The sequence below is a fragment of the Shumkonia mesophila genome (assembly GCF_026163695.1).
Taxonomy (GTDB): Bacteria; Pseudomonadota; Alphaproteobacteria; order Rhodospirillales; family Shumkoniaceae; genus Shumkonia; species Shumkonia mesophila.
Genome location: NZ_JAOTID010000025.1, coordinates 1 through 13,547, shown reverse-complemented (window position 1 = coordinate 13,547; position 13,547 = coordinate 1). Strand labels below are relative to the sequence as shown.

Genomic DNA, 13,547 nt, shown 5'->3' with positions numbered 1-13,547 from the left:
CGACCCCGTATGTATCCCAGCCGGCCCGGCGCCGCAACGTGCCGGCGGCCCCTTGGCGGATAAAAGGCCGGGGCGGGGTCGCGAAGGGGCGGGACGCAATCTCGCGTGAGGTGGCGCCGCCCCCTGTGCTAGGATGCCCGGGAACGGGGAAAAACCACCGGCGCGCGGAACGAAGACATACATCGAGGAGGGAGCCGTCTTGTCAGCGAAGCTAACCTGGCTGTTCGTCTTCGTCGGCCTCTATTGGGCATACTGCCTGTCGGCCGGCCTGATCGGCGCCCGCGCCGCCCGGACCGTCAGCGACTTCTTCATCGCCGGCCGCCGGTTGTCCCTGTGGATCTTCATCCTGGCCGCCACCGCCACCTCGTTCTCGGGCTGGACCTTCATGGGCCATCCGGGCCTCGTCTACCGGGACGGCTTTTCGTACGCCTACGCCGCCTTCTACACCATCACCATCCCGTTGACCGGCGTCTTCTTCCTCAAGCGCCAGTGGATGCTGGGCAAGCGCTACGGCTATGTCACCCCGGGCGAGATGCTGGCCGACTATTTCCGGGGCGACGCCATCCGCCTCCTGACCGTGTTCATCGCGCTCCTGTTCTCGATCCCTTACGTCGGCATCCAATTCGGGGCGTCGGGCTATCTGTTCGAGGTGCTGACCGACAACCTGATCAACCAGAATCTCGGCATGTGGCTGCTGGCCCTGGTCATGCTGACCTATCTGGTGACGGGCGGCCTTCGGGCGGTGGCCTATGTCGATGCCCTGCAGTGCGTGCTGATGATCGTCGGCATCGTCGTCACCGGCGTCATCGCGCTCGACGTGGTGGGCGGCTGGTCCGCCCTGACGGCGGGCATGTCGCACATGGCGACGATGCCCGGCGCGGAAACCACCAAGGGGCTGGGCGGCGGCGACTATCCCGCCTATTTCGCCATCCCCGGCGTCATCCAGTATACGGCCGGCCTCGGCAAGGAGGCCCCCATCGGCGGCCTGTGGACCGGGGTGATGATCCTCACCTACATGTTCGCCATGATGGGCATTCAGGCCTCGCCGGCCTTTTCCATGTGGGCGTTCTCCAACAACAACCCCCGTCCGTTCGCGCCCCAGCAGGTGTGGGTGTCCGCCTTCGGGGTCGGCCTCATCCTGCTTTTCTTCACGACGATCCAGGGTGTGGGCGCCCACCTGATGGGCGCCGACGCGGCGGCCAACCGCGATCCCCACATGCTGGCCGAAATCCTCCGCTCCCCCCACACCGAGATCCTCCCCGCGCCCGGCGACCCGGCCAGACTGATGGCGCTCTACGACGGCGGCGCGGTGCCCCTGGTCGGCCCGAAGATCGCCAGGGACATGGCCCTGGCCGACCTCGAGGCCGCGGTGCGGGCCGGCGCCGAAGCGGTCGCCGATGCCGACGCAGGCGCCCGGGCCACCGCCCTGATCAAGCTGGGGGTCGAGCCGGCGCGCGCCGAGCCGCTGGCCCTGGATGCCCGCCGCCGTGACGCCTTCCTCGCCCGCAGCGCGGACCTGAAGACCGCCTATGGCGCCATCTATCGGATCGAGCGCGCCGTCACCGTGCCCGCCCTGCTCGCCGATGCCGTGTTCGTGCAGCCGCCGCTGCCGGCCGGGCGCGTCAGCGAAAATCCGGATTTCCTGGTCCCGGAATATTTCAACCTGATCGCCGAAGAGCACGCCTGGCTGATCGGGCTGCTGGCCATCTGCGCGATGGCGGCCATGCAATCGACCGGCGCCGCGTACATCTCGGCCGCCGCCGGCATGCTGACCCGCGACTTCCACAAGCGCTATCTGCGCCCGGCCTCCTCGCACGGCACCCAGAAGCTGTTCGGCCGCGTCGTCATGATCCTGATCGTCGTTTCGGCCCTGCTGGTTTCCACATACTCGCGCGACGCCCTGGTGCTGCTGGGCGGCCTCGCCGTGGCCTTCGGCCTGCAGATGGCGCCGTCGCTGGCCGCCGTCACCTGGTGCCCGTGGATCACCCGGCAGGGCGCCACCTACGGCCTGGTGGCGGGAATTCTGGGGGTCGTCTTCACCGAGAACGTCGGCCTGGCCATCCTCCAGTCGGCGGGCATCGACCTGTGGGGACGCTGGCCGCTGACCCTCCATTCGGCGGGATGGGGATTGGGCATCAACCTTGTGGCCTGCGTCCTTTTCTCGACGTTCACCCAGAACGCCGCCGACCGCGAGCGGCGCATGAAGTATCACACCTTCCTCAACGAGCACGCCGGCCTGCCCGCGAACAAGAAGGTGCTGCGGCCGCTGGCCTGGGCGGCGGCGCTGGGGTGGCTGTTCTTCGGGGTGGGACCGGGGGCGGTCATCGGCAACGACATTTTCGGCGCCCCCGACGCCGGGATCGAGGGATGGTGGTTCGGCATCCCGTCGATCTGGGCCTGGCAGATCCTGTTCTGGGGGCTCGGCGTCGGCATGATGTGGTTCCTGGCCTACAAGATGGAAATGTCGACGGTTCCCGAGAAGGAGATCGAGTCCCTGGTCGACGACGTTGCCGAAAGCGCCCGGCGGTTCTAGGCGGAAGCGGCCATGTATAAGGTGTTCGACAAGCTGGATCGTTTCCGCCAGGGCATGCTGGCGCTGACCGGCGTAGTCCTGATTGCCGTCGCCGTCTGGGGCGCCATGGGCGGCTATACCCGGATGCCGCCCGGCGACTACGAAACCAAACAGGGCGACATCCTGCTCGACGACGGAAAATTCGCCCTCGCCCTCAACCGCTTCGAGGCGGCCCTTGCGGCCAATCCGGACCATCGCGGCGCCATGATGGGCCGCGCCATTTCCCTGTTGCAGCAAGGCAGGACGGAAGCGGCGGAGGAGGCCTTCGGCGACACCATCGCGTTGCTCGAAAAGGCCCCGCCCGACGACGCCACCGGCCGCGGGGCGCTGGCGGCGGCCTATGCCAACCGCGGCATCCTCTATGATCGCGGCCAGCAGCCCGAACGCGCGCTGGCCGATTATCGCCGCGCGCTCGCCATCGACGCCGCGGCGGTTTCCGGTCCCGGACTGGTCGATCGCGTGCTCTATGGCACGCCCGATGCGGCCAGCGTGGCCAAACGCGTCGCCTATCTGGAAGGGCAGATGCGCCTGCCGCCCGAACGGCGGGTGCTGAGCCGGCCGGACATCGATTCCCGCCAGCGCATGCACAAACCCTGAGGCGAGCTACAGCCGAACCACGCCGAGGACGTCGCCGAACAGCACCATGGCGAAAAAGATGGCCGCGATCGCCGCGAAGAACAGGCGCACCAGATCGGGATGGCCCTCGGCGTCGCGATGGCGGATGCCATGCCAAGCCACCCATCCCGTGCCCGCCAGGAAGGCAAGGTTGACCCACGGTTCCCAATCGCCGGCGACATCGAACATGGGCGCAGCCTAGCGCGCCCTCATCCGGCCGGCAACGGAGGCAGCCGGCTCAGATGACCGACAGGATGCTCGCCACCAGCGGATGGCGCACGACGTCGGACTCGCTCAGTTGGACCACGGCCACGCCTTCCAGGACGTCGAGCCGCCGGGCGATCTCGGCAAAGCCGGAAATGCCGGGCAAAAGGTCGCTCTGGTCGGGGTCGCCGGTCAGCACCATGGTGGAATGCCAGCCCAGCCGGGTCAGCAGCATCTTGAGCTGGCCATAGGTGCAGTTCTGCGCCTCGTCGATGACGATGAAGGAATTGTTGAGCGTGCACCCGCGCATGTAGGCGACCGGCGCGATCTCGATGGTACCGTCGGCGAGCATCATTTTCAGGCGCTTGCCGCCCAGCCGGTCGGTCAACGCGTCGTAGAGCGGCCGCAGATAGGGGGCCAGCTTCTGCTCGACGTCGCCCGGCAGGAATCCCAGGCTTTCGCCGGCCTCGATGGCCGGCCGGCACAGAAGAATGCGGCCGACCCGGCCGGCCTCCAGCGCCTCCACCGCCTTGGCGATGGAAAGATAGGTCTTGCCGGTGCCCGCCGGGCCGAGGGCCAGAACCATGCCGTAGCCGTCGATGGCGTCCAGCAGGGCCCGTTGCGCCTCGCTGTAGGGGCGGACCTTCTTGACGTAGCTTTTGTCGCGGCTCGGCTCGCCGAGCGGGTCCCACGGCGTCTCGTTGGGGAAAAGGTACTGCACGGTGGTGTCGTGCGCCGGGGCACGGCGCGAAGATCGTTTACCCATCCTTATTCTCCGCTGTGCCGGCCGCCCGCCCCGCCAGCGCCGAACGGCCCACGGAAGCGGGCCGGCGAAGCCACCGGGCGGAGGAACCGGGAAGTTTAGGGAGCAAGGGGTCCGAAGAGGACCGGAAGGGCCATTGGCATTGGCGGATCAGGCACGGTGTCATGCGCGGATTCCGGTCGATCAGGCCACACCTGAGACTACCCCGAACACGGGGGATTGTTCCACAATATTTTGGGCCGTCACCAAAATTTAACACAACAAATTGAAAAATATTGACAAAACCGCCCTCGCTGCCGGCGGCCGATCGGCGCTTGCCAAATTTCGCCAATTTCGGTGACAGTGCACTTAATTCGCACCGCAGCCGAACCAACCGTCCCGTCAACGAAGAATTAAGTGCACTGTCACCGAAATTCCGCTAGGCAGGCCGCCATGACCGTGCCCGCCAAAACCCGCTGGGAAATCGTCGCGCTGGCCGTCGGCGCCGGCATCGTCGCCGCCGCCCACGTCGGCAAGCTGCCCCCGGCCCTCTCCGCGCTGCGCGCCGACCTCGACCTCAGCCTGGTCGCCGGCGGCTGGGTGGTCTCCACCTTCAGCGTCACCGGCATGATGGTGGCGGTCCTGGCCGGCACCGTGGCCGACCGCGTCGGTCACTGGCGCCTCGTTTTGGCCGGCCTCGCCGCGCTGCTGATCGGCAGCGCCCTCGGAGCCTTCGCCGGCGGCGGCGCGGCGCTGCTGTTCAGCCGCTTCCTCGAGGGCCTGGGGTTCATCTCGGTGGCGGTATCGGTGCCCTCGGTGATCCTGCGCGCCGCCGTCCCCGGCGACCGGCGCCTGGCATTGGGGTTGTGGGGCGCCTACATGCCGGCCGGCACCGCCCTGATGATGGTGGCCTCGCCGGCCGTTCTGGCGCTCGCCGGCTGGCGTGTCCTGTGGGCAGCGGCCGCCGCGTTGGCACTTCTGTGGATGGCGGCCATGCTGCTCGTCGGGCGGGCCGCGCCGCCCGGCCGCCCGGCCGGACCGGCAGGCTCGGCGGCCGGCAACATCCGGCTCGCGGCGGCGCAGCCGGGAACGTGGCTGCTGGCCCTCTGTTTCGCCCTCTACACCATCCCGTGGCTGGCCCTCATGGTGTGGCTGCCGAGCTTTATGATCGAGACGCGCGGCATCGGCACCGCCACGGCGGCCACGCTTACCGCCCTGGTGGTGGCGATGAACGTTCCCGGCAACCTGACGGCCGGCTGGCTGCTGCATCGCGGCGCCCGCCACTGGGCCCTGATCGCCGTCGCGGCGGGCATCATGGGGCTGTGCACGCTGGGCATCTTCGCCGCCGCCCTGCCCGATCTTCTGCGCTATGCCCTATGCCTCGTCTTCTCGCTGGTCGGCGGCATGCTGCCGACGGCGGTGCTGTCGGGCGCCCCGGTCTTCGCCCCCGGCCTCGGCCAAGTCGGCACCACCAACGGCATGCTGGTCCAGGGCTCCAACACCGGCCAGGTGATCGGGCCCCCGGCCATCGCCGCCGCCGTGCAGGCGGCCGGCAACTGGGAAGCGGCGGGCATTCTCATGCTGGCCGCCTGTGCCGCGGCCACGCTTGGCGCCCTGGCGCTGCGCCCCATCGAAAAGCGGCGCCGCGCCGCCGACGGCACCGATTAGGGGACCCGTGCGATCCACACCTCGGCCGAGGCGGCGTGGCCGTCGGCATCGAGCGCGGTGATGCGCACGCGTCCCTCGGTGGCGGCCGTCCACGACGCCGCCCGCTTGAAGGGCGATACCGCGATGGGCCGCCCGTCGATCAGCCAGCGCAAGGGCTTGCGCCCGCCATTGGCGCGCAGCGCGAGGGTCGCGGTGCCGTCGGCGGCGGCGGCCATTTCGACGGTGGCGCCGTCGGGCGGAAAGGCGATCTCGAAGGCAGCATCGGGCGCCACGAGCGCCATCTCCATCTCGTCGCGGGTGTGGAAGCGGCGGAGCGGCGGCGGCAGATCCCCGGTGCGGGCCTCGACGACGCCGGCCGGCGGCGGCGACACTGGCCCGGCGGCGGGCGCCAGCAGGTCGAAGACGTCATAGAGCAGCGGCGCCGCCTGCCGGCCGCCGGTGCGACCGGTCCCGTATCCGCCGTCCGGGCGGCCGACCCACACGCCCACCGTGAAACGCCCGTCGAAGCCCACCGCCCAGGCGTCGCGGAAGCCATAGGAGGTGCCGGTCTTGAGCGCGATGCGCCGGCCGGCGACGGCGACGCGTCCCTCGGGCGGCGGCACGTCGCGCAGGATGGCGGCGGCGTACCAGGCGGCCGCTTCGTTCAGCACGCGGGCCGGCGCCGCCTGCGGATCGGTCTCGGCGACCCGCAAGGGCGCGAAGCGGCCGCCGTCGGCCAGCCCGGCAAAAAGGGTCACCAGGTCCCACAGGCTGACGCCGACGCCGCCCAGCGCCATCGGCAGCGCCGGCGCCCCCACCCGCGGGTCGAAGCGCAGCGCAATGCCCATCTCGGCGATCAGTTCGGCGAAGCGGGCCGGGCCCAGGCGGTCGAGCACCGCCACCGCCGGCACGTTGAGGCTGAGCTGCAGGGCCTCGCGCACGGTGATGTCGCCACGGAAACGCAGGTCGAAGTTGACCGGCGCGTAGTCGCCGAAGCGCGTCGGCCGGTCGGCGATGAGGGTTTCCGGATGCAGGCCCAGGTGCTCGAAGCCGGCGGCGTAGATGAACGGCTTGAGCGTCGAGCCCGGCGAGCGGACGGCGCGGGTCATATCCACCTGGCCCTGGCGGGCCGCATCGAAGAAATCGGCGGAACCGGCATGGGCCACCACCCGGCGTCCAGCGGTTTCCACCACCAGGACGGCGAGGTTGGCGCCCGGTTCGAGGCCGCCGACGGCGCGCCGGGCCAGCGCTTCCACGCTGGCCTGCAGGGCGCCGTCGATGAAGGTACGCTGGATCTCGGCGCCGGGATCGGCGGCCACCAGCCGTTGGGCCAGGTGGGGCGCCCGGAAGGCGGCGGCGAGGCGGGCCCGCGCCACCGGTTCCTGGCGGGCCGCGGCGACGGCGTCGGCATCGAGGATGTGGGCGTCTTGCATGCGCGCCAGCACCTTGTCGCGGGCGAGCCGGGCCGCCCCGGGATGGCGATCCGGCCGGGCCGCCTCCGGCGACTGGGGCAGGGCCACCAGCAGCGCCGCCTCGCCCGCCGTCAGGTGCCGGGGGTCCTTGCCGAGGTAGAACCGGCTGGCCGCCGCGACGCCTTCCAGGTTGCCGCCGAAGGGCGCCACCGTCAGGTAGATGGCCAGGATCTCGTCCTTGGAATGGCGCCATTCGAGCTGCACGGCGCGGCCCATCTCGACCAGCTTGGAGATGAGCGTGCGCGGCCGCGGCTCCAGCAGCCGCACCGTCTGCATGGTCAGCGTCGAGGCGCCCGACACCGGCTTGCCCGACGCCGCCCACTGCCAGGCGGCACGGGCCAGGGCCAGGGGATCGACGCCGGGATGGCGGTAGAAGCGCTTGTCCTCGTAGGCGGTGAGCATGGCGAGATAGAGCGGATCGACGTCGTCCGGCCGCACCGCGAAGCGCCAGCTGCCGTCCGCCGTCGCGAAGGCGCGAAGCAGCCGGCCGTCGGCATCGAGCACGCTGCGCGAGCGGTCGAGATAGCGCCCCGTCGCCGGCGGATGGACGGCATCCAGCGTGACGGCCGCGCCGGCGAGGACGGCCACCGTCCCCGCCGCCGCCAGTACCGCCGCCGCCATCTTCGCCCGCCGTGTCATGTCGGTTCCCCGTGCCGGCTCCGCCCGCCGGCTAGTTGCGCGGCAGCACCGTCAGCCAGCCCATTGCCGTCCGCGCCCGGTACTGCGGCCTGTACATGTCCTCGACATGGGCGGCCGGCAGCCGATAGGTGCCCGGCGTCACCGCCCGCACCAGATAGGCGACGGCAAACGCCCGGTTCTTGCCGCCGATGTCGAACGCCGCCACGAAGCGGTCGTCCCGGTATTCGAGGTGCTGGGCCTGGCTCAGCTTGGGCAGCCACGCCATCTCGGCCATCGAGCGGGCGTCCTCGAGGCGGGCGTTCTCGATCTCGAAGCCGGCCGGCAGCAGGTCGACGATCAGCGCCTGGTGGTCGATCTCGGCCGGCGCCTCGCCCTCGATGACGGCAACCAGGGTATCGTTCTGGCGCACCGCCGCCAGGTCGGCCGGCCGCCCATCCAGGGTGTAGAAGCCGCGCGTGAGCGCGAATCCCTCGGCCACCGCGGGAGTTTCGGCGAGCGGAACCCCGGCCACCGTCGCGGTATGCCATACGACCCCCTTGCCGGCGTTCTCGTAAGTCAGGCCGAGGGTCAATTGCGCGTCGGTGGGCCTCAGGTAGAGAGGATCGGCCTGCGCTTCGCCCTTCCAGCCGTCGACGGTCAGCATCATCTTGCCGTTGCCATGGGCGACCGCCGCCGAAGCCATCAGCAGCCACGCCTGTTCCTGCGAGCTCAAGGCCTCCGCCTTGGTCTGGCGCGCCGCCAGATCCTCGACCAGCTGGGCGAGGCTGCGGCCGCCCAGGTCGCGGCTGTTCCCCTTGAGCAACGGTTCGCTTTCCGCCGCCAGGACCACCAGCCCGGCGAGATCGCGCAGGGCGGAGCCGTAGTCGCGCGGGGCCGCGCGGGCATTGACCTTATGGACGGCCTTGGCGAAAAGAACGCGGGCCCGCTCGGACTCGCCGCGCAGCGCCAACGCCGCCGCCACCTGGGCCGCCGCCAGCGCCGTCGGCAGGCGATCACCGGCGCGATCGGCGAAGTAGCGGGTCTCGGCCGGATTGCCGATGCCGGCCGCGGCCTGGACGTAATGGGCATAGGCGAGGGCCGTCAGATCGGGCACCTTCTGCCGCTCGCCCTGCTTGACCCGTTCGCCCAGCCAGCGCAGCCCGGCGGCATAGGCGTAGGTGGGCACGCGATGGCCCTTCGCCTTGGCCCGCGTCACGAAATCCAGCGCGTAGGCGGAAAGCCACAGGTCCGCCCCGTCCGAGGGCGCCCACAGGCCGAAGCCGCCATCGGGCCGCTGCATCTCGAAGAGGCGCGAGATCGCCTCGTCGATGCGTCCCTTCTGGCCGGCGGCCATTCCCATCCCGCCCCACACCGCCGCCACGTCGCCCACGTAGAGCAGCGGAAGCGCGCGGCTGGTCGTCTGTTCGAGGCAACCGTAGGGATACCGGTCGAGCGCGCGCAGCAGGCCGGCGGCGTCGAGGTCGGGCCGCGGGCTGAAGGACAACAGCAGCTCGCCGGTGCCCGGCACCAGCCCCTCCAGGATCGACGGCGCATAGGCCACCTGCTCGCCCTGCCGCAGCCGCTTGGCCACCCGGCGGGCCACCGGGAACTGCGCGGGCCGCACTCCCAGGGTCCATCGGCGCTCCTGCTTGAAGCCTTCCGGGCCACTCAGCTCCATGACGATGGTGCCGGTTCCCGGCGCCAGGCCCTTCAGCGCGAAAACGGCCGACGTCGACGCACCCTTGTCCAGGGCCCTCTGCACCTTGGTTTCGCCGCCCAGCGCCACCGCGCCCTCGGCGCGCACGGCGACCGACACCTCGCCCGAAGGCAGGCGCAGGTTGTCCAAGGTCAGGGTCATCCGGCTGTCGTCGCCGGGAGCGAGGAAACGGGGCAGCGAAACCTGGGCCACCAGCGGATCGCGGACCATCAGGACGCCTTCGGCCGCGCCGACCCGATTGGCGTCGAAGGCAACCGCCATCAGGCGAAGGCGGCCGTTGAAGTCGGGAAGGTCGAGCTTGATGCGGGCGACGCCCTTGTCATCCAGGCGCACCAAGCCCGAGAACAGCGAGACGATCCTGACGTCGGCCGGCGGCGCCCCGCGGTTGGCCAGCCTGGGATCGCCGCCGCCGGTGCGCACGGCGCCGCGCCGGTCGGTCTTGCCGTCGATCAGCCGGCCGTACATGTCGCGCATGGCCACACCCAGGCGCCGCTTGCCGTAGAAGTGGTTGGCCGGGTCGGGCGTTTCGAAGCCGGTGAGCTGGAGCACGCCCTCGTCCACCGCCGCCAAGGTCACGAAGGCCGGCTTGCCCGGCTCCAGGCCGTCGATGGCGACGTTGACCTCGACCGCCGTGGACGGCCGCACGTCGCCCGGCGAATCGATGGCCACGTTGAGGGTGCGCGGGCGGGCGTCCAATCCCAGCCACGTCAGCCCGATGGCCCGGCCCGGCCCGCGCGCGCTGGAATCCTCGCGGAACGCGGTGGCCAGGACATAGGCGCCGACACCCCAGGTGTCGCGGAAGGGGATTTCGACGGTGGCGCCCGATGCCGGCACATAGACATTGTAGGTTTCGATCAGCCGTTCGTTGGCGACCGCCAGCAGCACGTCGCCGTCGAACGGCGGCGTGATGTGGAGCTTCACCGTTTCGCCGGGCCGATAGGAGGCGTGGTCGGCGACCAGTTCCAGGGTGTCCGGCCGATCGGCGACCGACGCCGAGACGAACCAGCCGGCGTGGAAGCGCAGGCTGGTGGCGGCGCCGGATTGCGGATCGGACACTTCCAGCCGGTAGCGTCCGGCCTCGACCCGCTGGGCCAGTTCCACAGGCGTTTCGACGGTGACGGCGCGCGTGCCGCCGATCAGCGGCTTGTCGATGACCTGCACCTCGTAGTCCCAGACGCCGTTGCGCCGGAACCACTGATAGGTCCATTCCTCGCGATAGAAGGCGTAATCCAGCGATCCGGCAATGGCCTTGCCGGCGGCGTCCAGCATGATCAGGTCGAACACCGCCTCGCTGCCCTCGGCCACGCCGTCCGCCCCGAAGCGGGGATGCAGGCCCACCGCGACGGCGCGCTGGTGGACCGGAAGCGTCAGGCTGGCCGTGGCCGGACGGCCGCCCAGTTCGAAGACGCCGGCGCGAATCACCGCCTTGAGCGGCCGGGTGGTGTCGGGCACCTTGTCCAGCGCGACGTGCATCGAGGCGCCGCCGGTGGCGTCGGTGCGGGTCGCCGGCAGCGCCATGCGCTGCGGGTCCACCGTCTCGTCGGCCAGGCCGAAATGATAGCCCGGCCGGTCCGGGTAGGGGTTGTCGTCGGCCATGACGACCACCTCGCCCTCGACCGGCAGGCCGGCGGCCGGAGCGCCGTAAAGGTAGTCGGCCTTGAGCGCCAGACTGGCCGCCTCGCCCGGCTTGAGAAGGGTCGCCGCCGTCGACAGCTTCGCCTCGATGCGCGGCGGCACCACGTCCTCGACCAGCAGGCGCAAGGTGCCCACCGGCGGCGCCGCCGGATCGAGATGGGCCTCAACCGTCCAGCGCCCGGTGAGCGCGCCCGGCGAAAACGGCAGGTCGAAGGCATAGGCGCCGACCGCCTGCGGTTTCACGGTGTCGCGCCGGGCCTCGACGCCGTCGGGCCTGAGCAGCTTCAGGGTCAGCGGCATGGTGTCGACGGCATGCGCCGTGTCATCGCGCATCAGCGCCACCACGTGCGCGGTCTCGCCGGGTCGATAGACGCCGCGGTCGCCATAGAGGAAGACGTCGACCGGCCCCGGCGGTTCGCGGCCGCCGACGCCGCGGTCGCTGAGATCGAAGGCCGGCGCCGTCAGTTCGAGAAGGTTGAAATCGCCGCCGGCGCCGAAGGCGAACAGCGCCCTGGGCGCGCGGCCGCCCTCGCCGCGCAGGAGGCCGGCCGCGAAGCGGGCGCCGCCGGCGTCGTCGGTCACCGCCTCGGCCAGCAGCGAGTTGTTGCGGGCGAACAGGCGGACGGTGACGCCGGCGGCCGGCCTCGCCGTCGCCAGCGAGCGCGTGAAAACCGCCAGGCCGTCGTCGCCCTGGAAGGTGGTCAGGCCAAGATCGGAAATCACCAGCCATTGGGTGGCGCGCGGCGCCCAGGTCGGGACCTCGACGCCGACCGGCTCGGCGACGACGGCATAGATGCCGGGCGTCGTCTTCCTGAGCACGTCGCCCACCGGAAACGCCGTGGTGACACGCTGGTTGAGTTCGGAGGCGACGTCCATCTCGCCCTGCCAGACGAGTTCGCCGTCGGCGGTGCGGATCTGTTCGATGTCCCAGCGGCCGAGCAGGCCCGACAGGCGGTCCTTGGCCATCTGGTCGATGACGTTGCGCTCGTCGATGCGCAGGATCTTGAGGTGGACCCGCTTGACGTTGACGGTGATCACCGGAATGCCGGCGCTGCCGGTGCGCGGCAGCACATAGGTATTGCCCTTGAAGCCGACGCTGGCCGGCCGGTCGCCGATCTCGACGTCGAAGGTCTCCGGGCCCGGCGCCTCGTCGCCGTCGGCCGACGGCAGTCCGGCCAGCACGGTGACCGAATGGCGGGCGCCGTACTGGGCGCCGGTCGCACACAGGCGATCGTCGCGCACGCTGAGGCCGCCTTCCAGCGGCGGCTCGATACGCACGTAGTCTTCATAGCGGACGCGACGTTCCGCGATCAGCTTGCCGCGAAAGGCGATGCAGAATTCCGGCCGCTCCAGGTCGGCGTTGACCGTCACGCCGGTGGCGCGGAAACCCCGCGCCGCCGCCAGTTCGGCCAGATGCGCCCGCACCCCGTCGTCGGCGCCCGCCTCGACGCTGGCGCGATAGGCGGCGATCGCCTCGCGGTAGCGCGCCCGGCGCTCGAGCGCGGAACCCAGCAGGGCCAGCGCCTCGGCGCGTTCGGGCTGGGACCCGGCGGTGGTGAAAGCCCGATAGGCGGCATGGGTGGCGGTGGGATCGGCCGCGTCGACGTTCATCGAGGCAAGGGCGAGGCCGCGCCAGGCCTTCGGGTTGGCCGGTCCGGCGGCAACGGCGCGCCCGTACCACCCGGCGGCGTCGTCCCAGCGGCCGGCGCCCAGTGCCGCCGCCCCCTCGGCCAACGCGCCGCCCGGTTCGGTCGCTTCGGAAGAGAATTGCCGGCGCAATTCGCCCAGCAGATCGCGGGCGCCGGCATCCAGCGACGCCGACTCGAAAGCCCCCGCCGCCAGCGGGATCAGCGCCGCGACAATCAGGACCAGAAGACCGCGAGCGGGTCTCATGGCATCCTCTCCCTGTGACCAGAACGTTGCTTTGGCATGCGGATGCCGATCCTACTCAATGTCCCGATACCATGGGCATGGAAAAAGCGCGTCGTCACGTTATTTTCGCGGCGATCCGCCGCAGGCCATAGCCGATCATGATGGAGGTGTTCAAGCGGGCATTTGGTGCGCCATAATAACGGCAGCATGAAGGCGCGAACGTCGGCGCCCGCGCGGACCGCGCGGGAACGTTTGCCCGACTGCCGGACTGTCATCGAAAGTGCAGGCGCCGCTTGGCCGGACCGCCTTTCCGGAAGGGTGGCGGAATCGAAGGGCGGGGGTTCATCATTCGCCCGAAACCATGGACTCGAGGAGTTGAGAATGTCGCAAGGCCCGACCTTGAATGCGTGTTTGGAGAAGATGCCGCTGATCGCGATCCTGCGGGGGATCAGC

General features: G+C 70.5%; 8 protein-coding genes. 3 read left to right on the top strand and 5 right to left on the bottom strand.

Annotated features, from left to right (window positions below; translation table 11 throughout):
- The first annotated feature begins 199 nt into the window (after positions 1-199).
- Both ODR01_RS23645 and ODR01_RS23640 read left to right on the top strand, forming a co-directional pair.
- The gene (locus tag ODR01_RS23645; protein ID WP_316980181.1) at positions 200-2,533 is read left to right on the top strand and encodes a sodium:solute symporter family protein; all 2,334 of its coding nucleotides are present in this window, start codon (positions 200-202) and stop codon (positions 2,531-2,533) included.
- Between the two features lie 12 nt (positions 2,534-2,545).
- Complete coding sequence (locus tag ODR01_RS23640) at positions 2,546-3,169, top strand: tetratricopeptide repeat protein (RefSeq protein ID WP_316980180.1); 624 nt, start codon at positions 2,546-2,548, stop codon at positions 3,167-3,169.
- A 6-nt stretch (positions 3,170-3,175) separates the two neighbouring features.
- On the opposite strand, the gene ODR01_RS23635 is transcribed toward ODR01_RS23640, so the two are convergent.
- Together ODR01_RS23635 and ODR01_RS23630 are read right to left on the bottom strand one after the other, a co-directional pair.
- A complete protein-coding gene (locus tag ODR01_RS23635) occupies positions 3,176-3,376 on the bottom strand; it encodes a hypothetical protein (RefSeq protein ID WP_316980179.1) in 201 nt (66 codons plus the stop codon).
- A gap of 49 nt (positions 3,377-3,425) precedes the next feature.
- Positions 3,426-4,157 (bottom strand): PhoH family protein, encoded by a 732-nt coding sequence (locus ODR01_RS23630; RefSeq protein ID WP_316980178.1) that lies wholly within the window; start codon positions 4,155-4,157, stop codon positions 3,426-3,428.
- 429 nt (positions 4,158-4,586) lie between these two features.
- On the opposite strand from ODR01_RS23630, the gene ODR01_RS23625 reads away from it, so the two are divergent.
- Positions 4,587-5,801: an MFS transporter gene (locus tag ODR01_RS23625; protein ID WP_316980177.1), complete on the top strand. Its 1,215-nt coding sequence runs from the start codon at positions 4,587-4,589 to the stop codon at positions 5,799-5,801.
- On the opposite strand, the gene pbpC is transcribed toward ODR01_RS23625, so the two are convergent.
- The 3 genes from pbpC to ODR01_RS23610 form a co-directional block, all read right to left on the bottom strand.
- Positions 5,798-7,891 (bottom strand): penicillin-binding protein 1C, encoded by a 2,094-nt coding sequence (pbpC, locus tag ODR01_RS23620; protein WP_316980176.1) that lies wholly within the window; start codon positions 7,889-7,891, stop codon positions 5,798-5,800. The two genes, ODR01_RS23625 and pbpC, sit on opposite strands and share 4 nt — an antisense overlap.
- Before the next feature lie 31 nt (positions 7,892-7,922).
- Positions 7,923-13,115 carry an alpha-2-macroglobulin gene (locus tag ODR01_RS23615; protein WP_316980175.1) on the bottom strand — a complete coding sequence of 1,731 codons (5,193 nt, stop codon included), beginning with the start codon at positions 13,113-13,115 and terminating at the stop codon, positions 7,923-7,925.
- The coding region (locus ODR01_RS23610) for a hypothetical protein (RefSeq protein WP_316980174.1) at positions 13,112-13,547 on the bottom strand (436 nt) is incomplete at its 5' end. The genes ODR01_RS23610 and ODR01_RS23615, both read right to left, overlap by 4 nt.

Bases quoted from the DNA above. Each gene is read 5' to 3' on its own strand.
- ODR01_RS23635 (WP_316980179.1), bottom strand. From the start codon at position 3,376: ATGTTCGATGTCGCCGGCGATTGGGAACCGTGGGTCAACCTTGCCTTC.
- ODR01_RS23640 (WP_316980180.1), top strand. From the start codon at position 2,546: ATGTATAAGGTGTTCGACAAGCTGGATCGTTTCCGCCAGGGCATGCTG.
- ODR01_RS23625 (WP_316980177.1), top strand. From the start codon at position 4,587: ATGACCGTGCCCGCCAAAACCCGCTGGGAAATCGTCGCGCTGGCCGTC.
- ODR01_RS23630 (WP_316980178.1), bottom strand. From the start codon at position 4,157: ATGGGTAAACGATCTTCGCGCCGTGCCCCGGCGCACGACACCACCGTG.
- pbpC (WP_316980176.1), bottom strand. From the start codon at position 7,891: ATGACACGGCGGGCGAAGATGGCGGCGGCGGTACTGGCGGCGGCGGGG.
- ODR01_RS23615 (WP_316980175.1), bottom strand. From the start codon at position 13,115: ATGAGACCCGCTCGCGGTCTTCTGGTCCTGATTGTCGCGGCGCTGATC.